Annotated in this window: 23 protein-coding genes and 1 riboswitch; of the genes, 6 read left to right on the forward strand and 17 right to left on the reverse strand. The window is 68.0% G+C overall.

What is annotated here, in order from left to right; all coding sequences use genetic code 11:
• Positions 1-84: 84 nt before the first annotated feature.
• The 4 genes from LF262_RS02380 to fabF all read left to right on the forward strand — a co-directional run bounded on the left by LF262_RS02380 (position 85) and on the right by fabF (position 3,777).
• Positions 85-1,038, forward strand: coding sequence for an ACP S-malonyltransferase (locus LF262_RS02380; protein WP_235778668.1), 954 nt, complete (start codon positions 85-87; stop codon positions 1,036-1,038).
• Positions 1,039-1,040: 2 nt separating this feature from the next.
• On the forward strand, positions 1,041-2,096 hold the full coding sequence (locus tag LF262_RS02385; protein WP_268933478.1) for a beta-ketoacyl-ACP synthase III: 1,056 nt from the start codon (positions 1,041-1,043) through the stop codon (positions 2,094-2,096).
• Positions 2,097-2,197: 101 nt separating this feature from the next.
• The gene (locus LF262_RS02390; protein ID WP_235778670.1) at positions 2,198-2,443 is read left to right on the forward strand and encodes an acyl carrier protein; all 246 of its coding nucleotides are present in this window, start codon (positions 2,198-2,200) and stop codon (positions 2,441-2,443) included.
• A gap of 98 nt (positions 2,444-2,541) precedes the next feature.
• Positions 2,542-3,777, forward strand: coding sequence for a beta-ketoacyl-ACP synthase II (fabF, locus tag LF262_RS02395; RefSeq protein ID WP_235778671.1), 1,236 nt, complete (start codon positions 2,542-2,544; stop codon positions 3,775-3,777).
• Positions 3,778-3,847: 70 nt separating this feature from the next.
• Here fabF and LF262_RS02400 read toward each other — a convergent pair whose 3' ends face one another.
• The 16 genes from LF262_RS02400 to LF262_RS02475 form a co-directional block, all read right to left on the reverse strand.
• Positions 3,848-4,351 (reverse strand): DUF3145 domain-containing protein, encoded by a 504-nt coding sequence (locus LF262_RS02400; RefSeq protein ID WP_235778672.1) that lies wholly within the window; start codon positions 4,349-4,351, stop codon positions 3,848-3,850.
• Positions 4,352-4,541: 190 nt separating this feature from the next.
• The gene (locus LF262_RS02405) at positions 4,542-5,474 is read right to left on the reverse strand and encodes a tyrosine recombinase XerC (RefSeq protein ID WP_235778673.1); all 933 of its coding nucleotides are present in this window, start codon (positions 5,472-5,474) and stop codon (positions 4,542-4,544) included.
• A gap of 179 nt (positions 5,475-5,653) precedes the next feature.
• Positions 5,654-6,568, reverse strand: a complete 915-nt coding sequence (gene dprA / locus LF262_RS02410) for a DNA-processing protein DprA (RefSeq protein ID WP_308190480.1) — start codon at positions 6,566-6,568, stop codon at positions 5,654-5,656.
• A 338-nt stretch (positions 6,569-6,906) separates the two neighbouring features.
• A complete protein-coding gene (locus LF262_RS02415; protein WP_235778674.1) occupies positions 6,907-8,457 on the reverse strand; it encodes a YifB family Mg chelatase-like AAA ATPase in 1,551 nt (516 codons plus the stop codon).
• Positions 8,457-8,813, reverse strand: a complete 357-nt coding sequence (locus tag LF262_RS02420) for a YraN family protein (protein ID WP_235778675.1) — start codon at positions 8,811-8,813, stop codon at positions 8,457-8,459. The genes LF262_RS02415 and LF262_RS02420 overlap by 1 nt, the downstream gene beginning before the upstream one ends.
• 101 nt (positions 8,814-8,914) lie before the next feature.
• A complete protein-coding gene (locus LF262_RS02425) occupies positions 8,915-9,238 on the reverse strand; it encodes a DUF2469 domain-containing protein (RefSeq protein WP_208712739.1) in 324 nt (107 codons plus the stop codon).
• Positions 9,235-9,981: a ribonuclease HII gene (gene rnhB / locus LF262_RS02430; protein WP_235778676.1), complete on the reverse strand. Its 747-nt coding sequence runs from the start codon at positions 9,979-9,981 to the stop codon at positions 9,235-9,237. The genes LF262_RS02425 and rnhB overlap by 4 nt, the downstream gene beginning before the upstream one ends.
• Positions 9,982-10,016: 35 nt before the next feature.
• On the reverse strand, positions 10,017-10,772 hold the full coding sequence (lepB, locus tag LF262_RS02435) for a signal peptidase I (protein WP_235778677.1): 756 nt from the start codon (positions 10,770-10,772) through the stop codon (positions 10,017-10,019).
• A complete protein-coding gene (lepB, locus tag LF262_RS02440) occupies positions 10,772-11,458 on the reverse strand; it encodes a signal peptidase I (protein ID WP_235778678.1) in 687 nt (228 codons plus the stop codon). Before lepB (LF262_RS02440) ends, lepB (LF262_RS02435) begins: the two co-directional genes overlap by 1 nt.
• Before the next feature lie 17 nt (positions 11,459-11,475).
• Entirely contained in the window at positions 11,476-11,835 is a 360-nt protein-coding gene (gene rplS, locus LF262_RS02445) for a 50S ribosomal protein L19 (protein ID WP_235778679.1), read from the reverse strand.
• A gap of 226 nt (positions 11,836-12,061) precedes the next feature.
• Positions 12,062-12,871, reverse strand: a complete 810-nt coding sequence (trmD, locus tag LF262_RS02450; RefSeq protein WP_235778680.1) for a tRNA (guanosine(37)-N1)-methyltransferase TrmD — start codon at positions 12,869-12,871, stop codon at positions 12,062-12,064.
• Positions 12,872-13,384, reverse strand: a complete 513-nt coding sequence (rimM, locus tag LF262_RS02455; protein WP_235778681.1) for a ribosome maturation factor RimM — start codon at positions 13,382-13,384, stop codon at positions 12,872-12,874.
• A 124-nt stretch (positions 13,385-13,508) separates the two neighbouring features.
• Positions 13,509-13,751, reverse strand: a complete 243-nt coding sequence (locus LF262_RS02460; RefSeq protein ID WP_235778682.1) for an RNA-binding protein — start codon at positions 13,749-13,751, stop codon at positions 13,509-13,511.
• A gap of 1 nt (position 13,752) precedes the next feature.
• Positions 13,753-14,160, reverse strand: coding sequence for a 30S ribosomal protein S16 (gene rpsP / locus LF262_RS02465; protein ID WP_235778683.1), 408 nt, complete (start codon positions 14,158-14,160; stop codon positions 13,753-13,755).
• A gap of 194 nt (positions 14,161-14,354) precedes the next feature.
• Positions 14,355-14,813, reverse strand: coding sequence for a hypothetical protein (locus tag LF262_RS02470; RefSeq protein ID WP_235778684.1), 459 nt, complete (start codon positions 14,811-14,813; stop codon positions 14,355-14,357).
• Between the two features lie 97 nt (positions 14,814-14,910).
• Entirely contained in the window at positions 14,911-15,804 is an 894-nt protein-coding gene (locus LF262_RS02475) for a VOC family protein (RefSeq protein ID WP_235778685.1), read from the reverse strand.
• A gap of 217 nt (positions 15,805-16,021) precedes the next feature.
• A riboswitch (TPP riboswitch) is annotated at positions 16,022-16,129 on the forward strand.
• Here LF262_RS02475 and thiC point away from each other — a divergent pair.
• On the forward strand, positions 16,128-17,879 hold the full coding sequence (thiC, locus tag LF262_RS02480; RefSeq protein WP_308190481.1) for a phosphomethylpyrimidine synthase ThiC: 1,752 nt from the start codon (positions 16,128-16,130) through the stop codon (positions 17,877-17,879). (Overlaps the previous riboswitch by 2 nt.)
• Before the next feature lie 111 nt (positions 17,880-17,990).
• On the opposite strand, the gene ffh is transcribed toward thiC, so the two are convergent.
• The gene (ffh, locus tag LF262_RS02485) at positions 17,991-19,580 is read right to left on the reverse strand and encodes a signal recognition particle protein (protein ID WP_235778686.1); all 1,590 of its coding nucleotides are present in this window, start codon (positions 19,578-19,580) and stop codon (positions 17,991-17,993) included.
• Between the two features lie 141 nt (positions 19,581-19,721).
• On the opposite strand from ffh, the gene LF262_RS02490 reads away from it, so the two are divergent.
• On the forward strand, positions 19,722-21,260 hold the full coding sequence (locus LF262_RS02490; protein WP_308190482.1) for a glucose-6-phosphate dehydrogenase: 1,539 nt from the start codon (positions 19,722-19,724) through the stop codon (positions 21,258-21,260).
• Positions 21,261-21,330: the final 70 nt, after the last annotated feature.

Here is a 21,330-nt window from a genome sequence, read left to right on the forward strand (position 1 = left end):
TGTAGACTTTCTACAAACGGTGTTCTGGAGCTTGGTACGCGTTGCCCCCGCTTGGATGCCCCTCGATTTGGAAAGCTTGGTTACGTGCTAGCAATTGTCTGCCCTGGACAGGGCTCACAGACGCCCGGGTTCCTCGCGCCTTGGCTCGAACTGCCCTCCGTCGCCGACCGCCTCGGCGTGCTCGGCGAGGTCGCGGGCCTCGATCTCGTGGCCCACGGGACCACGTCCAACGAGGAGACGATCAAGGACACGGCGGTTGCGCAGCCGCTGCTCGTGGCTGCGGGCATCGTTGCGGCAGAGGCGATGTTCGACGCCGAGCTCTCCGACCTTCCCGTCGTGCTCGCGGGGCATTCGGTGGGCGAGATCACGGCATCCGCCCTCGCCGGCGTCCTCAGTGCTGAGGACGCGATGCGCTTTGTGGCTGTCCGTGCGCGAGGCATGGCACGGGCCGCTGCCCTCACACCCACCGGCATGAGCGCCGTCGTGGGCGGAGACCGCGAAGAGGTCCTGTCTGCGATCGCTGCGGCGGGCGCCGAGCCCGCCAATGTGAACGGAGGTGGTCAGATTGTGGCTGCCGGGACGTTCGAGGCACTCCAGAAGCTCGCGGACAATCCGCCCGCCAAGACACGCGTCATCCCGCTCAAGGTGGCGGGTGCGTTCCACACGCAGCACATGGCCTCCGCGGTCGCCGATCTCGAGGCCCTCCGCCCGGACCTCACGGTTCGTGACCCAGATGTTCCACTTCTGTCGAATTTCGACGGCGCCGAGGTCACCTCGGGCGATGCCGCAGTCGCGAGCCTGGTGGCTCAGGTGTCGCGGCCGGTCCGGTGGGACCTCTGCATGGAGACCCTGGTGGACCGCGGGGTCACCGGCCTCATCGAGCTGGCCCCGGCCGGCACCCTCGTCGGCCTCGCAAAGCGAGGCATGCCGGGTGTGAAGACGGTGGCCCTCAAGACCCCTGCCGACGTCGATGCTGCCCTTGCGCTGTTCGCCGCCGACGCCATGGGCGACGCCCAGACCAACAAGGAGACAGTGTGAACATGCCCACGCTGAAGCAGGCCGAGACCCACCCCCACGCCCGGATCGTCGGCATCGGCGGATACCGTCCGTCCATCGTCGTCACCAATGACGACGTCTGCCAGTGGATCGACTCCTCTGACGAGTGGATCCGGCAGCGCACCGGCATTGTGACCCGCCGCCGGGCGCCTGAAGACGTCAGCGTCCTCGACATGGCCGAGGGCGCGTCCCGCGAAGCGCTCGTCTCGGCAGGGATTGACGGGAGCCAGCTCGGCGCGATCATCGTCTCGACCGTCTCCCACCCGTACGCAACGCCGTCGGCCGCTGCGGCCCTCGCCGACCGCCTCGGCGCGACCCCTGCACCCGCCTACGACATCTCGGCAGCCTGCGCCGGCTACTGCTATGGAATTGCTCAGGGCGACGCGCTGGTGCGGGCCGGGGCCGCAGACTACGTCCTCGTGGTCGGCGCCGAGAAGCTCAGTGACTTCATCGACAACACCGAGCGGAGCATGTCCTTCCTGCTCGGCGACGGGGCAGGCGCGGTCGTGATCGGCCCGTCCGACACTCCCGGGATCGGCCCGTCCGTGTGGGGCTCCGATGGGAGCAAGTGGAACACCATCGGGATGACGCACTCCCTCCTGGACATCCGTGACCTCTCCGACGAGGCCGAGCGCAACGGAGCCGGCAACGCCGCCGCGGTCCTGGGCACGGAGGCCAAGATCTGGCCGACCCTCCGCCAGGACGGCCAAAGCGTGTTCCGCTGGGCGGTATGGGAGATGGCGAAGATGGCCAAGCGCGCGCTGGAGTCCGCCGGCATCGGCCCAGAGGACCTTGCGGCCTTCATCCCGCATCAGGCCAACATGCGGATTATCGACGAGATGGTCAAGCAGCTCAAGCTGCCTGAGACGGTCCTAGTCGCCCGGGACATCGCCGACTCCGGCAACACCTCGGCGGCATCCATCCCGCTCGCCACGATTCGCCTGCTGGAGGAGCATCCGGAACTCCATGGCAAGCTCGCCCTGCAGATCGGCTTCGGCGCGGGCCTCGTATTCGGTGCCCAGGTCGTGGCCCTCCCGTAAGACCATGGCGCACCCCGCCCGGGGTGAGCCGAGACCACGCCGCGGAACGCGGCTGGAACCCTGATCCGGCGGAGCGCCGGGAACCAAGAGAAGGAGCCGACATGGCAACGAACGAAGAGATCCTCGCCGGTCTGGCCGAGATCGTCAACGAGGAGACTGGCCTCGCCACCGACGCGGTCCAGCCCGACAAGTCGTTCACGGATGACCTCGACATCGACTCGATCTCGATGATGACCATCGTGGTCAACGCCGAGGAGAAGTTCGGTGTCCGCATCCCCGACGAGGAGGTCAAGAACCTCACGACCGTCGGCGACGCTGTCGACTTCATTGCCAAGGCCCAGGCCTGAGGACGTCACCTCGGCGGCCGGCGCCCCGTGCGCCGGCCGCTTCCTTTCTCCCGCCGGAGCTTCTCTGGCATCCTCCGCACCACGGAAAGTAGCAATGCATGGCTCGCAAAGTTGTTGTGACCGGCCTCGGCGCCACGACGCCGATCGGCGGCGACGTACCCACCCTGTGGCAGAACGCCCTCAAGGGAGTCTCCGGGGTCAGCAGACTCACCGATGACTGGGTCGAGCAGTACGAGCTGCCCGTCAAGATTGCCGCCAAGCTTTCCACTCCCGCCGAAGAGGTCCTCAGCCGCGTCGAGATGAAGCGGATGGATCCCTCCACCCAGTACGGCGTCATTGCCGCACGGGAGGCGTGGAAGGATTCCGGGATCGAGGAAATCGACCACGACCGGCTCGCGGTGGCATTTGCCACCGGCATCGGCGGCGTGTGGACTCTCCTGAACGGGTGGGACACCCTCAAAGAGAAGGGCCCCCGCAGAGTCCTGCCGATGACTGTCCCCATGCTGATGCCCAACGGTGTCGCTGCTGCCGTGAGCCTGGACCTCGGGGCTCGGGCCGGTGCCCACACGCCCGTTTCGGCATGCGCCTCCGGCACCGAGGCCATGGCTGTCGGGCAGGACCTCATCCGATCGGGCAAGGCTGACGTGGTCATGGTCGGCGGTGCGGAGGCGGCGATCCATCCCATGCCTCTTGCCTCGTTCGCCGCGATGCAGGCGCTGTCCAAGCGCAACGACGATCCCGAGCATGCCTCCCGCCCGTATGACATCGATCGGGACGGGTTTGTCATGGGCGAGGGCGCCGGGGCTCTCGTGCTAGAGGCCGAAGAGCATGCACTCGCCCGCGGCGCACGGATCTACGCAGAGCTTGCCGGCACTTCCGTCACGGCCGACGCTTACCACATCACCGCCCCCGATCCCGAGGGTCTCGGTGCGACGCGCGCGCTCAAGGCAGCGATGTTCGATGCGCGGGTCCAGCCTGAGGATGTCGTGCATGTCAATGCCCACGCCACGTCGACCCCTGTGGGCGACAAGCCGGAGTACACAGCGCTCAAGGCCGCCCTTGGCGCCCACGTGGACGGTGTGGCGGTCTCTGCCACCAAGTCCCAGATGGGGCATCTCCTCGGGGCGTCGGGTGCGGTCGAAGCTGTCCTCACTGTTCTGGCGGTCAAGGAGCGGCGCGCACCCGCAACGATCAACCTCGACCATCAGGATCCCGAGATCCCGCTGGATGTGGTCACGACGGCGCGGGAACTTCCTGAGGGCGACATCATTGCCCTCAGCAACTCGTTCGGCTTCGGCGGGCACAACGCAGTCATCGTGATCCGCAACCACTGACCTGCATGCTGCAGCGAAGGGGACCCTCCGATCGGCGGGTCCCCTTCGCTGTGGAGGATGGATCTGGACGTCAGCCGACCTGATGGAGCCAACGGACGGGCGCGCCCTCGGCCGCGTGGCGGAATGGCTCGAGTTCCTCGTCCCAGGCCTCGCCGAGGGCGAGGGAGAGCTCTTGATAGACGACGGCGGGGTCCCCTGCACCGGATTCGTACGCGTAACGGATCCGATCCTCGGAGACGACGACATTGCCGTGGACGTCCGTCATGGCGTGGAAGATGCCGAGCTCGGGGGTGTGGGACCACCGGGCACCGTCCACGCCCGGGCTCGGCGCTTCGGTCACCTCGTAGCGCAGATGCGTCCAGCCGCGCAGCGCCGACGCCAGCCGCGCCCCGGTGCCGGGCTTGCCGGCCCAGGACATTTCGGCGCGCAACATTCCCGGAGCGGCAGGCTGGGCCGTCCAGTCGAGGTCCGTGCGCTTGTCAACGACCGAGCTGATGGCCCACTCGACGTGGGGGCACAGCGCGCTCGGTGCCGAGTGCACGAACAGCAGACCACGGGTCATCACTGCAGACATTCCATCCTCCATCGCTGTCGGTACGTCTTCCCCTACGACCGTCAGCTGGCGGTGTCCATCGATCCGCGGCTATGAAATTGTCCCGCTCGGTTGCGACGCCCGCATGAAGTGTCTTCACGAGGGCCCGCACCAAGCGGTTTCCCAACCATTCTGCCGGACGCCGTGGCGATGCGCCAGTGCGGCCCGCCGACTATGCGCGCGGATGGGCCGCGATATAGCTGGCCCGGAGGCGCTCGACCGAAACGTGCGTGTACAGCTGGGTGGTCGCGAGGCTCGCATGGCCCAGTAGCTCCTGCACGCTGCGGAGATCAGCCCCTCCGTCGAGGAGATGGGTTGCCGCTGTGTGTCTGAGTGTGTGCGGCCCACGCGCCGACGTGTCGCCCAACCCGCGGAGCGCACGGTCGACGACCTCGCGCGCCTGCCTCTGCCCGAGCCGGGCACCACGCCTTCCGAGGAAGAGCGCGGCTCCGCTGTGGGCGTTCGCCAGCGCGACGCGTGCGCTTAGCCATTCGGTGAGGGCCTCACCGGCAGGTGCTCCGAAGGGGACTGTGCGCTCCTTGTCGCCTTTGCCGAGGACCCTGAGGGTACGCCTTTCGAAGTCGACGTCGTCGACGTCCAGCCCCACGAGTTCACCGACTCGGACCCCGGTGGCATACAGCACCTCGATGAGGGCCAGATCGCGAACGGCGACCGCGTCGCCGCACCCCGCCTCAACCGCCGCATCATCGACGAGTCGCCGCGCCTGGCCTTGATGGAGGACCTCGGGAAGGTTCTGCTGCCGTTTGGGAGCCGCGAGGCGGATCGAGGGGTCCGAGTGGATGAGCGACTCCCGTGCGGCCCAGCCGAGGAATGACCTCGCCGCGGCAGATCTGCGCGCGAGCGTGGACCGGGAGAGCCCGGAGTCGCTCTGGCGCCCAAGCCACCGGCGCAGCATCGGCAGGTCGATCGCCCCCAGATCTACCGCTCCATCCCCGGCGGCGGACTCAAGCATGGACCTCAGGTCGGACTCGTAGGCGCGGACCGTATGGGCTGACCGGGATCGTTCGAGGGAGAGGTACCGCAAGAAGGCTGCGAGAGGACGGTTCAGCGAATCCGTGACGGACGGCCTGTCCTCGCCTTCCATCGACCTCTCCTCCCGAGCAGACCGCCGCGCATTGCGCTGATTCCCCTCCCAACGATCCCCCGAACGATGGGGTCCGCCAAGCCGACACGCCCCGAAGACCGGGATCCTGCTACCGCATGCCGCCGCTGGTCGAGGCCAACGTTCTCCATGGGGCCTGTAACTGCGGTCGGTTCCCGTCCTCAGGCGTCCTGGGTGCGCCGCCACCCGCCCTCGACGCGTTCGGCGAGGCCTGAGAGCGACAACCTCCCGAGCCCGGCCCGGGTCTCCGCTTCGCTCAGTCCGGCCACCACAGCGAGATGCCCGATCTCGGCGCCTCGGCGCACCGGAAGCGCATCAAGGACCATGAGGTCGACGAGCGATAGCCCGTCATGTGGCTTCACGGGTACGGTCCTATCCTCTACAAGCCCCTCACCGGCTTGCCTGATAAGCTCGTAAGCTTCCTTTGCCTCGGTAACGCACGTTGCGCCATCGCGCAGAAGACGGTGGCATCCGGCCGAGTTGGCGCTGTACACGGAGCCGGGGACCGCGGCGACGTGACGGCCTAGGTCCACGGCCCTACGCGCAGTGCTCAAGGCGCCGGACCGCCAGCGCGCCTCCACCACGATCGTCAGTGCCGACATCGCCGCGATGAGACGATTGCGCTTCAGGAATCGATGTTTTGACGGAGAGGCCCCCGGCGGGAGCTCGGACACAAGGTGCCCGCGCTTGGCGATCTCGCGCAGCAGGTCCTCATTGCCTGATGGGTAGTAGCGGTCTGCCCCTCCGGCAAGTACGGCGACGGTGGGCACAGCCGGGCCAGACGAGGTGAGCGCAGCCCGGTGTGCCTGCCCGTCGATCCCATATGCACCACCGCTGATCACCGTGAGGCCCTGGTCAGCGAGTCCCCGTGCCAGCTCGCCTGCGACGGACAGGCCATAGCCCGTGGCATCCCTCGAGCCGACGATTGCGACAGTTCGCTCATAGTGCGGCAAGGGCTCCTCACCGCGCACCCACAGGCATAGCGGAGCCTCCGCTCCAAGGTCCACGAGGCCCTCGGGCCATTCGGGGTCTTCCGGAATGACCAGCCGGCCCCCGAACCGGGCTATCGATTCCACGTCCCGTTCAGGTGCGAGATGCTCAACACGAGGACGCCACCTCTCAAGCGCTGCCGACATGGTGCCAACGGCGTTCCCAGTCCGCTCCCCTGTTGATCCCCCACGGGTCCCGGCAGCCTCACCGAGGACCCTCGCGAGGGATGTCATCTCCTCAGCAGTTGCCCGCCCACAGGCGATCCGAAGAGCGTCCTGAGGCCCAAGCGCCTCTACCAGGAGCGTTCCCATGGCATCCAGCGGCTCGAAGAGCCTCGAAAGTGCCGCGCGCGCTAGCCGTGTCTGGTCCATGGCCGCCCCTCCTGCGGTGCCGATCCAGCCGCCGCATACTCGATGCTCGCTGCTCATGCCGCCGCCACCGCCTGCCGCAGGAGGAGGGCTTGACCCACTTCGTCGTCGCCGGGCCGATCGATCCCGCCCAAGTCAGCCACCGACCAAGCCAAGCGCAATACCCTGTCGAATCCGCGCGCTGTCAGCGTGTTGTTGGCCATCGCGCGGTCCAATGACGCCGTGGTGGCGGAATCGAGCCTCAGTTGACCGCGCAGAAGCCGACCTGGGACTTGGGAATTGGTCTCGAGACCGAAGGGCCGGAGGCGCTCTGCCTGCCGCCGCCGCGCGTCCACCACTCGTGATGCGACGTCCGCCGTGGCTTCACCGGTGGGCCCGGCGCCGAAGTCGGCAGCCGACAGCTTGTTCACAGGGAGCTGTATGTCCACCCGGTCGAGGAGCGGCCCAGATATGCGGCTAAAGTAGCGGCGCTTCGCCTGGGCGGTGCAGGTGCATTCAAGGCCTTTTCCAATGCCCTTGCCGCAGGGGCACGGATTGGCAGCGAGGATGAGCTGGAACCGCGCCGGATATGCGGCTGTGCCGGCAGCACGATGGATCACGAGCTCGCCGCTCTCGAGCGGCTGGCGCAGTGAGTCGAGGACTCGCCGCTCGTATTCGGGAGCCTCGTCGAGGAACAGAACTCCTCGATGCGCAAGCGAGGCGGCACCGGGTCTCGGGATACCGGACCCTCCGCCGATGATCGCCGCTGCGCTGGCGGTGTGGTGTGGGCTCTCGAAGGGGGGCCGCCGGATCAGTCCCCGACCGCTCCCCGCCACCGCCGAGAGCGAGTGGATCGCGGTCACCTCCATGGCTGCCTCGTCCTCGAGATCCGGCAGGATTCCCGGAAGCCGCTCGGCAAGCATCGTCTTACCCGCCCCCGGGGGCCCCACCAGCATGAGGTGATGGCCTCCCGCGGCCGCTACCTCGAGCGCAGCGCGGGCCTCTGACTGCCCCGAGACATCGCGCAAATCCGGCTCCGCGAGCGGTGTGGGCCTCGCGCTCATCTCCGCCTCACTCCTGTCGACTGACTGAGCGGGTGGGACAGCCACCGCCTTGGGATCTGCGCCAAGGTCGAGCGCGAGCTGCCCTAGCGACGCGTAGGAATGCACGCGCGCCCCGGGGACGAGCTCAGCCTCCTGCGCATTCGCGAGTGCGACCACGACGTCGGGACGACCGCAGCGCACGGCAGCCATGACCGCCGGGAGGACGCCTCGCACGGACCGCAGCTGCCCATCGAGGCCGAGCTCTGCGAGGAACACGACGCCAGCGGGCGGCCTGAGGTCCCCCGCAGCAGCGAGGGACGCGACCGCTATGGCCAGATCGAAGCCCGTGCCACGCTTGGGAAGCGATGCGGGAATCAGGTTCACGGTGAGCTTGCGCCTGCTCAACGGGAGCCCACTGTTCTTCGCCGCGCTTCGGATACGCTCACGGGCCTCGTTCAGCGCAGAGTCGGGCAGACCAAGCAGGACGAAGTTCGGGAGCGTCTGCCCGATATCGGCCTCGACTTCCACGAGATACCCGTTGAGGCCCACGAGTGCCACACCGAGAGCCCTGCCGACGCCGCTCATCACGCCACGCCCTTGAGGTGCTCGAGGACCGACTGCGCACCTGCCGGGCCGGTCACAGCGACGACGTCGATGCGTCTCGCGTCGCTGCGCACTCCATGTCCCTCGGCCCACGCTCCCAGAAGGCGGATGATGCGTCCCAGCTTGCAGGCATCGACCGCCTCGAAAGGGTGCCCATAGTCCCACGAACGCCGCGCCTTGACCTCGACCGCCACGAGTGCGCCCGCATCGGCGGCGACGATGTCCAGCTCGCCGCCCGAACCCCGCCAATTGCGGTCCAGAATCACCGCGCCCGTCGCCCGAAGGTACTCTTCCGCGAGTCGTTCCCCGCGCTGACCGAGTCTGTCCTTAGCTCTCATGGGACCAGACTCGCCCCTCGGCGATCCGGCGGGGAACGGGGATTTTGCGCTATGTGGACGACTCGCCGAGGCATACTCCTGTGGAGGAGAAGCCAGCGGCCTCAGGTACCCAGGCCGCCCTTGGGAAGGCCCAGATCCTCAACCTTGGGAAGCTCCTCCACATTGACATCCTTGAAGGTGATGACCCGCACGCTCTTGACGAAACGCGCACTCCGGTACACGTCCCAGACCCATGCGTCCTGGAGGGTGAGGTCGAAGTACACCTCGCCGTCGGCCGAGCGGGCTTGGAGGTCTACATGGTTGGCGAGGTAGAACCGGCGCTCCGTCTCCACCACGTAGCTGAACAGAGAGATGACGTCCCGATACTCGCGGTAGAGCTGGAGCTCCATGTCCGTCTCATAGTTCTCAAGGTCTTCGGCGCTCATAGTCCTATCTTCCTCCCCGTGAAATCTGCGTCGGCCTCGAGGACGACCTCGTCCGCGAGCCCCTCGCACACTGCGGTGCCGAGATGCCACGAACGGCGATGCAGGACAGTGGGCCCATGCTCGAGGATCGCTGCCCGGTGCTCGGGAGTCGCGTAGCCTTTGTTCACAGCCCAGCCGAACCGGGGATCATCCGTGCCGTAGCGGATCATGAGTTCGTCGCGTGCAACCTTGGCCACGATGCTCGCTGCGGCGACCGCTTGGCACGAGAGGTCCGCCTTGATCGTCGTCTGGACGGGGAGCACCGGCAGTGCCATCGGCGGGTCGAAGAGTGAGCTCTGGCCGCCGCGCGAGAGCCAGTCGTAGTTCCCATCGAGATGGACGACGTCAGGAACGACGCCGGACGCTGCGAGCTCCTCGAGGGCCCGCACGCCGGCGAGGCGGAGCGCCTCCATGAGCCCGACCGCGTCGATCTCCTCGGCGCTGGCCTGCCCGACCGCGGCGCCGATGCCCCACGAGCGGATGAGCGGTACGAGCTCCACACGCCGCTCAGGCGTGAGGAGCTTGCTGTCCCGGAGGACCGTACGCGTCACCACACTGCGAGCATCGACCACGACGACACCGACGGTGACCGGACCGGCCAAGGCTCCCCGGCCCACCTCGTCGCATCCCGCGACGAGTGGCCCGTAGGCGGAGGCAAGCCTGTTGACGAAGCGCAGGGTCGGTGCTGAGGCCCTTCTCGGCACCGCTCCGTGTGCCTTCCCGGCTGCTACGCGGATACTCATTTCGGTGCGGGCACGTCTTTGAACGTGTCGGGGTAGCTGTCGAGGGCATGGATCCGGTTCAGCGGCCACGCGATGACCGCGGCTTGGCCCTCGACGTCTGCGATGGAGACGAAGCCTGAACCCGGCTGGGCGGCGTCGTGGTACCGGGAATCTGACGAGTGGTTCCGGTTGTCGCCCATGACCCAGATGTGTCCCGCCGGTACGGTGACATCGAACGGGACCACGCGGGGGACCTCCGCCGGATTGACGTACGGCTCGGTCAGCGCCTGGCCGTTGACGGCGATGTGCTGGGACGTGTCGCAGCAGACGACATGGTCCCCCGGAAGCCCGATCACGCGCTTGATGAGGTGCTGCTGCGACGTGTCCGGGAGCAGGCCCACGAATTCCAAGGCGTCCGTCAAGGGGTTCGCAGGGGCCGACGGAACCGCCGGCAGCCAGCCCTTCGTGTCCTTGAACACGGCGACGTTGCCGCGCTGGAGGGCAAAGTTCCGGGGCACGAACAGGTTCACGAAGATCCGGTCGTTCTCCTCGAGGGTGGGAACCATCGACTCAGAGGGGATGTAGAACGCCTTGAACAGGAATGTCTTGATGAGGAAGGACAGGACGATCGCGACCCCGAGGATGATGGCGACCTCGCGGATCCAGGCCATGAGTCCACCGCGCTTGGCGTCGTCGTCGTGCCCGCCGACACCTGTGCCCGCACGTTCCGGCACCGCCCCGGCGGCGTCGGATCCGGCGTGTCGGCTGCGCATCACTTGGTGTCCTTCTCCTTGGTGTGGGTGGTCAACCCGCCCAATCTATCAAGCGGCCAGAGGATCGCCACCGGCCTGCCAATCACCTTGTCCTCGCGTACGAGCCCCCCGCCGGGCGCGCCAAGCAGTGCCCGGGAGTCCGCGGACTCCGAGCGGTGGTCGCCGAGGAGCCACAGGCGCCCGGCCGGCACGACGACGTCGAACACCTGAGCGCTCGGCGCATCGCCGGGGTAGAGGTATGGCTCCTCGAGCGGCACTCCATTCAGCTCGATCTTCCCACCGGCCGTGCAGCAGCGCACACGGTCTCCGCCGACTCCCACCACTCGCTTCACGTACACCGTTTCATTGGGCACGAGGCCGAGCCACTCGGCGACGCCCCGCACGACGTCGGCGGGCCAGCCGCGGCCGGACGAGAGGGGGGCGAAGGAGCCACGCCCGTCGAAGACCACCACGTCTCCCCGGGCAATCGGGGCCGAGTCGAGAGTGGCGCGCACGACGGCGATGCGGTCGCCCTCGTCCAGGAGCGGCTCCATGGAGCCCGAGGGGATGTAGAAGGCCTCAAACAGTACGGCCCTGATCACGCCCCACACGACGAGGGCGAGAACCAGGGCGATAACGACCGAGCGCCAGCCCCGGAGTCGGGACTGGCGCTCTGTTGCTGCCCTGGAGACGGCGTTGTTGCGCACGCTGGGCGCCGCGGGGACTACTTGCCGGCGGTGTAGTCGCGCTTCTCCTTGATCTTCGCGGCCTTGCCACGGAGCTCGCGCATGTAGTAAAGCTTTGCGCGGCGGACATCACCCTTGGTCACAACTTCGATCTTGTCGATGATCGGCGAGTGCACGGGGAACGTGCGCTCGACGCCGACACCGAAGGAGACCTTGCGGACCGTGAAGGTCTCGCGCACACCGTGGCCCTGACGGCCCACGACGAAGCCCTGGAAGACCTGGACGCGGGAGTTCTTGCCCTCGATGATGTTCACGTGCACCTTGATGGTGTCGCCGGGACCGAAGCTGGGGACATCGGAGCGCAGCGAGGCGGCATCGACAGAGTCGAGGATGTTCATGATCTTCTCCTGGCAGATGCCACAGGTCACCTGCTTTGGTGTACGGGCCGCACCGCACGAAAGCGACCGGACCCGAATCCTTGACCGCCTGCCGAAAGCCCCGGCGCGGCGGCGTGTCCTTCACCGTTGGCTCAGGCCCCCTGTGGCAGGTCCAAGCCCGGCAGACACAACGATCCATTGTGCCACATCGACGGCTCGTCCGTCACCTTCGCGGGCCGGAACAGGCCTAGCTCGCGACCCTGCGCAGCCGGCCGTCCACAACCTCGTATCCGAGCTCGCGCAGCACGGCCCGCTCGCCCTTGCCGAAGGGCGCCGCCTCGGCTCCCTCGAGCAGTTCGGGGCGCCGCGCCACGGTGCGCCGCAGCTGCTGTTCAAGCCGCCATGACGCGATCTTCCCGTGGTTGCCTGAGAGGAGGACCTCTGGGATGTCCAAGCCCCGCCACGACGAGGGCTTCGTGTAGACGGGGTACTCGAGGAGGCCAGCGGAGTGGGACTCCTCGACAAGCGACTCGGGATTGCCGACGACGCCGGGCAGGAGTCGCCCGACGGCCTCCACCATGGCCATCACCGCCACCTCTCCCCCATTGAGCACATAGTCCCCGAGGCTCACCGGGCGCACCTCGAACCGTTCGCCGGCCCAGTCCAGGACCCGCTCGTCGATGCCCTCATAGCGCCCGCACGCGAACGCGAGCGTGGGCTCCTCTGCAAGCTCGTAGGCCATGGCCTGGGTGAAGACCGTGCCCGCCGGGGACGGCACGACCAGCACGGGGCGGCGCGGATTATCGGCGGCGCCGTGCGCACCGGCCTGCCTCTCGAGGACGTGCTCGAGGGCGAGCGCCCAGGGCTCGGGCTTCATGACCATTCCGGCGCCGCCGCCGTAGGGCGTGTCGTCGACCGTGCGGTGGCGGTCGAACGTGAAGTCGCGCAAGTCGTGCACGGCCAGCGTCAAGAGCCCGTCCTCCTGGGCACGGCCCAGCAGGGAGAGTCGCAGCGGGGCCAGGTACTCCGGGAAGATGCTGACGACATCGATCCGCACCTAGCCCTCCCGGTTGAGCTCGAAGAGGCCCGGCGGCGGCACGACGACGATGAATCCGCCTTCGGGATCGACTTCGGGAACGATCTCGTCGACAAACGGCACGAGCACCTCGCCCTGGGGGGTATCGACGACGAGGAGGTCCTGGACGGGCATCGTCTGCAGCGCCACCACCGTCCCAACGTCGCGCCCGTCGACGCGAGCGACCAGACCTACAAGCTCGTGCTCGTACCAGCCCGCATCGTCATCGTCCTCGAGCTCTTGGGTGTCCACGAACAGCTTCGCCCCGCGGAGCTCCTCGGCCCGGTTGCGGTCCGCAACTTCGGCGAACGAGAGGAGGAGGACGTCCTTGTTCCACCGCGCTCCGCGCAGGGTCAGCGGCCCGTGGGCCGCGGGCTCGACCGTGAACTCCGCGCCGGGGACAAACCGCTCGTCCGGGGCGTCGGTGAGGACATGGACGGTGACCTCGCCACGGATGCCGTGTGGCTTGCCGATCCTTGCGACCTGGACGTGCATCGGGTTCTGCGCTCTCCTCGAAGTGGGCGGCCCCCAGGCCTTCGTACTGGCGGATTGGGGGTGCAAAAGCTCCGGCCCCTCACCCTAGCGGGCGGAGGGGCCGGTGTACTGTGGCGGACCGGTGTCAGCGGCGCCTGTCGGTGTCGACCACGTCGACGCGGACCGGCTCGCCGTCTGCAAGGGCAGCGATCACTGTCCGCAGCGCGCGGGCGGTGCGTCCCTGACGGCCAATGACCCGGCCAAGGTCGTCCTGGTGGACGCGCACCTCGAGGATGTCCCCGCGGCGATTGCTCTTTGTCTGGACCGCGACGTCATCCGGGTTGTCCACGATGCCGCGGACAAGGTGCCCGAGGGCCTCGGCGAGCAAACTACTCAGCCTCGGCCTCGGCGGGAGCCTCGGCCTTGGCCTCAGCCTCCTTGGACGCCTTCGGCGCCTCGGGAACGATCACGGAGCCCTTATCGGGAGCCACGAAGGCCTCCTTGCCCTTGGGCATCTTCAGCGTGCCCTCGGCACCGGGAAGGCCCTTGAACTTCTGCCAGTCACCCGTGACCTTGAGGATCGCCGCGACCTGCTCGGTCGGCTGGGCACCGACACCGAGCCAGTACTGGGCGCGCTCGGAGTTGACCTCGATGAACGACGGGTCCTCGGTGGGGTGGTACTTGCCGATCTCCTCGATGGCACGGCCATCGCGCTTGGTGCGCGAGTCCGCGACGACGATGCGGTAGTACGGGGCGCGCATCTTGCCGAAGCGCTTGAGTCGAATCTTAACGGCCACTGGTGTGGTCACTCCTGTTTCTGCACATAAGGCGAGCCCGGACTTTTCCGCTCCCGTGGGGCGGGCCGTACTTTGCCTGGGCTCCGATGGACGCGATGCGCACGGAGAGAGGGGACCGCGCGGATCGGGTACCTGTCTATTGTGCCAGATGCGACGCCGTTTTGCATGCTGAGGGGCGCACGCGCCATAGCGCGTCAGGAACCCGCCCAGACGTAGAGCTCCTGCCGGTCCGAGTCGTCGACATCGGCCGCGAGCTTCGCGAGCTGCTCGACGTAGTCGTACGCTTCCTTGGAGTCGAACGGGAGGTCCTCCTGATCGACCCAGGCGGCGGCGACGAGCTCGACGGCGTTGCCCTCGCCCTCCTCCGACTCGTACCCGAGGAGTTCGGCCAGCGCGCGCACCATCGTTGGCGGCACGGCCAGGAGACTGTCGGAGGCGACGTCCACCATCGTGAGCTCGTAGTCCGCCCCGGGGGCGTGCACGGCTGCGCCCACGAGGGTCCCGAGCTGCTCGATCTCGTAGTCGGAGACGCCGGGAATGCGGAGTCCGCCGGCGTCGTCGGCAACTCCGACCTCGTCCAGCTGGGCCGCGCGCTGGAGCGCATCGGTGTGGGTGGAGACGAAGATTTCGGCGAAGGGACTGGGAGCGGACACTTCTTCCCCCTCTACGGGCGCTTGGCGGTTCGCCATGGTTGAACGGCTCAACGTGCCCGCGGGAACCGCGGACACGTTGAGCGTAGCGCAGGGAGTCTCAGGCTTCCATGACAGCCATGCGGAGGTGGTTCCTCCACGGATCCTCGAAGCGGAGCTCCGCACCGGTGTGCGCTGTGGCGACGCCCGCGACCCTGAGTCGGTCCGCCGCAGCGAGCAGGTCATCCTGCGCTGGAACCCTGATCAGGACCTCGCCGAGGCCGAGTGTGTCCTTGCGGGGGCCCGCTCCTCGCGAGTTCCACACATTCATGGCCATGTGGTGGTGATACCGGCCTGCCGAGACGAAGAGGGCCTGGCCGTGCCACCCCGCCGTCCTCTCGAACCCAAGGGTGTCGACATAGAACTTCTCGGCCGTCGCGACATCGCCCACCTGGAGGTGGACATGGCCGATGCCGGCAATGGCCTCGCGCTGTCCGCCCAGCGAAGCCTCGGTGAGGTTCTGGTTCAAGAAGGCCTGGGGAGGCAGCGGGAGGCTGTCCATGACCACCTGGCCGCCCTTCCACTCCCAGGACTCGCGCGGCTTGTCGAAGTAGAGCTCGACCCCATTGCCCTCGGGGTCAGTGAAGTAGAAGGCCTCGGAGACGAGATGGTCGGCGCTGCCGGCGAAGAGCCGCGGATCGTACTGGGCGGCGGTGGCGACAGTCGCCGCGAGGTCCGCCCGGTTGTCGAACAGGATCGCGGTGTGGAAGAGCCCCGCTTCACCGCGTCCGGGAATCTGCAGGCCGGCGGCCGGGCTCAGGTGGATGACCGGGAGCCCCTTGCGGCCGAGGTAGACGCCGCCGAGCGATTCCGCGATCGGAACGAGGCCGAGGGCACGCTCGTAGTAGTCGAGCATGAGCTTCATGTCCCCGACCTTGAGCATGACGGTGCCCATGGAGAGGTCTGCGGGGAGAAGGTCCTCGGCGGGCAGTGCGGGTGCGGCGGGGGTGCTCATGGCGGCTCCTGGATGGTCGGCGTCTGAAATCAAGGCTACGTTAACTTGAACCTTCAATCAACGTCGACTATTCCCTGGCGATTGGTCAGGCGCGTCCGATCTGCGCGCCTTCGCGGAACACCCGCAGCCCACGCCGCGCGCGGCTCCCGCGAGGATCCGCCCGGTGAGCCGGCCGACGTAACCCATGTACTGAGCGTAGCGATCATGCTAGGGTCCAACGCGTCCACACGGGTGCCCTCGCAAGGGCTGAGATCAGGCTGACGCGGCCTGCGACCGTCGAACCTGTCCGGGTCATGCCGGCGTAGGAAGTGAGGGCTCAGCACATGAGCACATCTGAAATGGAACAGCACCCCGCCCACTCGCTCGCCTTCATCGAGGATTCCGAGCATGGCATCCGGGTCCCGGTCACGGAAATCGCGCTCGACGACTCCCCCAACGGCGAGGCCAACGCGCCACTTCGGGTGTACCGCACGTCGGGCCCGGGCAGTGACCCGGTGGTCGGGCTCCCGGCGTACCGGGCCACGTGGATCGCTGACCGGGACGACGTCGAGGAGTACACGGGCCGCGAGCGGAACCTGCTCGACGACGGCCGCTCGGCAGTGCGGCGCGGCGCAGCATCCGAGGAGTGGAAGGGTGCGAAGCCCGTCCCGCTGCGGGCCAAGCCCGGGCGGCGGGTCACGCAGATGCACTACGCCCGCGCCGGCGTCGTCACCCCCGAGATGCGCTACATCGCGCTGCGGGAGAACTGCGACGCCGAGCACGTCCGCTCCGAGGTTGCCGCCGGCCGGGCCATCATCCCGTCCAACATCAACCACCCGGAGTCCGAGCCGATGATCATCGGCAAGGCGTTCCTCGTGAAGATCAACGCGAACATCGGCAACTCCGCGGTGACGTCCTCCATCGCCGAGGAGGTCGACAAGCTCCAGTGGGCCACCAAGTGGGGCGCCGACACCGTCATGGACCTCTCCACGGGCGACGACATCCACACGACCCGCGAGTGGATCGTCCGCAACTCCCCCGTCCCGATCGGCACAGTGCCGATCTACCAGGCGCTTGAGAAGGTCAACGGCGACGCGTCCGCGCTCACGTGGGAAGTCTTCCGGGACACCGTGATCGAGCAGTGCGAGCAGGGCGTGGACTACATGACGATCCACGCGGGCGTGCTGCTGCGCTATGTCCCGCTCACCGCGGACCGCGTCACGGGCATCGTCTCCCGCGGCGGATCGATCATGGCGGGGTGGTGCCTCGCGCACCACGAGGAGAACTTCCTCTACACCCACTTCGACGAGCTATGCGAGATCTTCGCGCAGTACGACGTCGCGTTCTCCCTCGGCGACGGGCTGCGCCCTGGCTCGACGGCGGACGCGAACGACGCCGCACAGTTCGCCGAGCTGGACACGCTCGCCGAGCTGACGAAGCGTGCGTGGAAGTACGACGCGCAGGTCATGGTAGAGGGGCCCGGGCACATCCCGTTCCACCTCGTCCGCGAGAACGTGGAGCGACAGCAGGATCTCTGCGACGGCGCGCCGTTCTACACGCTGGGCCCGCTCGTGACGGACGTCGCCCCGGGCTACGACCACATCACCTCGGCGATCGGCGCCACCGAGATCGCCCGGTACGGCACCGCGATGCTCTGCTACGTCACCCCGAAGGAGCACCTCGGCCTGCCGAACAAGGACGACGTCAAGACCGGCGTGATCACATACAAGATCGCCGCACACGCCGCGGACCTCGCGAAGGGCCACCCGGGTGCCCACGAGCGCGACGATGCCCTCTCCAAGGCACGGTTCGAATTCCGCTGGCGCGACCAGTTCTCGCTCTCCCTCGACCCGGCCACGGCCGAGGCCTTCCACGACGAGACCCTTCCCGCCGAGCCGGCCAAGACCGCGCACTTCTGCTCGATGTGCGGGCCGAAGTTCTGCTCCATGCGGATCTCGCAGGACATCCGGAACGAGTTCGGATCGAAGGAGGCGCAGGAGGCGATCGCGGGGATGGCACAGAAGTCCGAGGAATTCCTTGCCTCCGGCGGGAAGGTGTACCTGCCCGAGACGATCGCGGTCGGCGCGCCGGAATAGCCCGCCCTCCTCGGCTAACTCACCCCGTGAGACGCCGAGGGTGGCGTGAGACGCCGAAGGGGCGCCTCCCAGCGGAGGCGCCCCTTCGGCGTCGTGCTCAGGCTGTCGCTGCTACTTGCCGAGGTACTTCTCGAAGCCCTTGGGCAGGTTGAGGGACGCCGGATCGAAGTCCTCCGCCTGGGCGCCGAAGGACGAGCCCTGAGCCGCGCTGACCGCTTTCGAGGCTCCGGCGGCGCGGCGTGCCTCCGCCTCGCGCAGCTGCTGGGCGGCCTTGGCCGGGTTGCCGGACTTGGCCTTCTTCTTGCCCTTGGCGAGACCCTTCTTGGAGCCGCCGAGCCCCCCGCGGAGGCCGGGCATCCCCGGCATGCCCGGAATGCCGCCGCCCTGGGCCATCTTGCGCATCATCTTCTGCGCCTGCCCGAAGCGCTCGAGGAGGCCATTCACCTCGGAGACGTGCACTCCCGAGCCCTTGGCGATGCGGGCGCGGCGCGATCCGTTGATGATCTTGGGGGCGACCCGCTCGTGCGGAGTCATGGACCGGACAATGGCCTCGACGCGATCGATCTCGCGCTCGTCGAACTGCTCGAGCTGCTGCCGGAAGTTCTGCGCACCCGGCATCATCATGAGCATCTTCTTCATCGAGCCCATCTTGCGGATCTGCTGCATCTGGGCGAGGAAGTCCTCGAGGGTGAAGTCCTCCTGGTCGGCGAACTTCTTCGCCATCCGGGCGGCCTCGTCCTTGTCCCAGCTGGCCTCGGCCTGCTCGATGAGCGTGAGGACGTCGCCCATGTCGAGGATGCGGGAGGCCATGCGGTCCGGGTGGAACAGTTCGAAGTCGTCCAGGCCCTCGCCCATCGAGGCGAACATGACCGGACGGCCCGTCACGGACGCGACGGAGAGGGCCGCACCGCCGCGCGCATCGCCGTCGAGCTTTGAGAGGACGACGCCGGTGAAGTCGACGCCCTCCTCGAAGGCCTTCGCGGTGTTGACTGCGTCCTGTCCGATCATCGCGTCGATGACGAAGAGAACCTCGTCGGGGTTGACGGCGGCGCGGATGTCCGCGGCCTGCTGCATGAGCTCGGCGTCAACGCCGAGACGACCCGCGGTGTCGACGATGACGACGTCGTGTAGGCGGCTGCGTGCCTCGGCCACACCGTCCCGCGCGACGGCGACCGGATCGCCGGTCGGCGCCTCGAACTCGGACTGGACGCCCGGATGCGGCGAGTAGACCGCCACCCCGGCGCGCCGCCCCACCACCTCGAGCTGGGTGACGGCGTTGGGGCGCTGGAGGTCGGCGGCGACGAGGATTGGCGAATGCCCCTGCCCCTTGAGCCACTTCCCGAGCTTGCCGGCGAGGGTGGTCTTGCCGGAGCCTTGGAGGCCAGCGAGCATGATCACGGTCGGGGGGTTCTTCGCGAGGCGCAGTCGGCGGGTCTCGCCGCCGAGGATCGTGACGAGCTCCTCATTGACGATCTTGACGATCTGCTGGCTCGGGTTGAGGGCGCCCGAGACCTCTGCGCCGAGCGCCCGTTCGCGGATGCGCGCAGCGAAGTCGCGGACTACGGGTACCGCGACGTCCGCATCGAGGAGCGCGCGGCGGATCTCGCGGACTGTGGCGTCGACGTCCGCCTCGCTCAGGCGGCCCTTGCCGCGGAGATTCTTGAACGTCGCAGTTAGACGGTCCGAAAGGGAGTTGAACACGTGCCCGAGTCGCTTTCAGTCGTGGTTCAGGGAGGTGAGCGCTGGACCCAGCGGTCCGGCGATCTGGTGCGGCTGAGCCGCGAGAGCGGTTCGAGCCATCCTTAAGGTTACCAACCTAGCGAAGGATGGCATGCTGGCCTCGTGACGACGCAGACAGGGAACACGGCCCAGAGGACCGAGCGCGTAGGCGAGGAGCCGGGCGGGGAACGGCGGGAACGGCCAGCCACGGCCGTCCGGAGCCTCCTGATTCTGGGGGCGTCGGGAGACCTCACGGGCCGCTTGCTCTTCCCGGGCCTCGCCCGCCTCCTCGCCACCGGCAGGCATGCCGGCCTCACCGTAGTCGGCGCCGGTGCCGAGGATTGGACAGCGGAGCAGTGGCGGCAGCGTGTTCACGACGCGACGGCGGATGCCCTCCGGGACGCGACGCCCGAGGGCCGCACCGAGCTCGAACGTCTCCGCAGAGACTCGGCCTACCTGCAGGTCGACGTCACAGCCCCCGGCGCCCTCGCCGCCGCGATCGCGAAGCTCCCGGCGCCGGTGGCCGTCTACTTCGCGCTGCCGCCGGCTGTGGCCCAGAAGGCCTGCGGGCTCCTGGCCCCCTCGGATCTCCCGGAGGGCACCCGCCTGGCGCTGGAGAAGCCCTTCGGCACCTCGGCGGACTCGGCGGCGAAGCTCAATGACGCGCTGCGCCGGCTCGTGCCGGAGAGCCAAATCCACAGGGTGGACCACTTCCTGGGCAAGGGCACGGTCCTGAACATCCTGGGCCTGCGCTTCGCGAACAACTTCCTCGAGCCCGTCTGGAACCGGGACCACATTGAGAAGGTCGAGATCCTGTTCGACGAGGACCTGAGCCTCGAGGGCCGGGCCGGATACTACGACCGTGCCGGCGCGCTCCGGGACATGATCCAGAGCCACCTTCTCCAAGTCATGGCAGTCCTCGCCATGGATCCGCCCGCGCATCTCGACGAGCGCGACCTGCGGGACCGCATCAGCACACTGCTGCGCTCGGCGAGGGTCGACGCGCCGTTCAGTTCATCCACGCGTCGCGCCCGGTATACGGCCGGGAGCATCCATAGCCGCGACGTGCCGGACTACACGGCCGAGCCCGGCGTCGATGCCTCGCGGAACACGGAGACCCTCGCCGAGGTGACAGTGACCCTCGCAAGCTGGCGCTGGGCGGGGGTGCCATTCATCCTCCGTTCCGGCAAGTCCTTGGGGGCCAGGCGGAAGGAGGCCGTGGTGACGTTCAAGCCGGTGCCCCATCTTCCGGTGGGGTTCCGCGGTGTCGACGAGCCCAATCGCCTCCGCATCGGCTTCGGCCCCGATGTGCTCCAGCTCGACGTTGACGTCAACGGTCCCGGCGACGTGCTGACCTTGAATCGAGTCACCCTCGACGCCGATCTCAGCGAGACCGCTCTGCTTCCGTACGGCGAGGTCCTCGATGGGGTGCTCAACGGCGACCCCCTCCTGTCCGTGCGCGGCGACACGGCCGAGAGCTGCTGGCGGATCGTGGAGCCCGTGCTGGAGGCCTGGGCCGCCGGCGACGTGCCGATGGACTCCTACCCCGCCGGAAGCCGTGGGCCAGAGGGGTGGGCGACGTCACAGCGTGGCGACGACGGCACTGCCCCAGAGGATGGCACTTCCGCAGAGGATGGCACTTCCGCGGGCTCGCGCCGCTGACTGCCGGCAGCAGGAGCGGGCGCACGACGGCGCGTGCGCTCCCGCCGCTGGGTGCCTGCCCCGGTGCTCG

It is taken from the genome of Sinomonas notoginsengisoli (assembly GCF_021554725.1).
In the GTDB taxonomy this organism is placed as follows: Bacteria; Actinomycetota; Actinomycetes; order Actinomycetales; family Micrococcaceae; genus Sinomonas; species Sinomonas notoginsengisoli.

Excerpts from the sequence above, each read along its gene's own strand:
- LF262_RS02385 (WP_268933478.1), top strand. The coding sequence starts at position 1,041 with ATGCCCACGCTGAAGCAGGCCGAGACCCACCCCCACGCCCGGATCGTC.
- LF262_RS02390 (WP_235778670.1), top strand. The coding sequence starts at position 2,198 with ATGGCAACGAACGAAGAGATCCTCGCCGGTCTGGCCGAGATCGTCAAC.
- fabF (WP_235778671.1), top strand. The coding sequence starts at position 2,542 with ATGGCTCGCAAAGTTGTTGTGACCGGCCTCGGCGCCACGACGCCGATC.
- LF262_RS02400 (WP_235778672.1), bottom strand. The coding sequence starts at position 4,351 with ATGTCTGCAGTGATGACCCGTGGTCTGCTGTTCGTGCACTCGGCACCG.
- LF262_RS02405 (WP_235778673.1), bottom strand. The coding sequence starts at position 5,474 with ATGGAAGGCGAGGACAGGCCGTCCGTCACGGATTCGCTGAACCGTCCT.
- LF262_RS02415 (WP_235778674.1), bottom strand. The coding sequence starts at position 8,457 with ATGAGCGGCGTCGGCAGGGCTCTCGGTGTGGCACTCGTGGGCCTCAAC.
- LF262_RS02420 (WP_235778675.1), bottom strand. The coding sequence starts at position 8,813 with ATGAGAGCTAAGGACAGACTCGGTCAGCGCGGGGAACGACTCGCGGAA.
- LF262_RS02425 (WP_208712739.1), bottom strand. The coding sequence starts at position 9,238 with ATGAGCGCCGAAGACCTTGAGAACTATGAGACGGACATGGAGCTCCAG.
- lepB (WP_235778677.1), bottom strand. The coding sequence starts at position 10,772 with ATGCGCAGCCGACACGCCGGATCCGACGCCGCCGGGGCGGTGCCGGAA.
- rplS (WP_235778679.1), bottom strand. The coding sequence starts at position 11,835 with ATGAACATCCTCGACTCTGTCGATGCCGCCTCGCTGCGCTCCGATGTC.
- rimM (WP_235778681.1), bottom strand. The coding sequence starts at position 13,384 with ATGCACGTCCAGGTCGCAAGGATCGGCAAGCCACACGGCATCCGTGGC.
- LF262_RS02475 (WP_235778685.1), bottom strand. The coding sequence starts at position 15,804 with ATGAGCACCCCCGCCGCACCCGCACTGCCCGCCGAGGACCTTCTCCCC.
- thiC (WP_308190481.1), top strand. The coding sequence starts at position 16,128 with ATGAGCACATCTGAAATGGAACAGCACCCCGCCCACTCGCTCGCCTTC.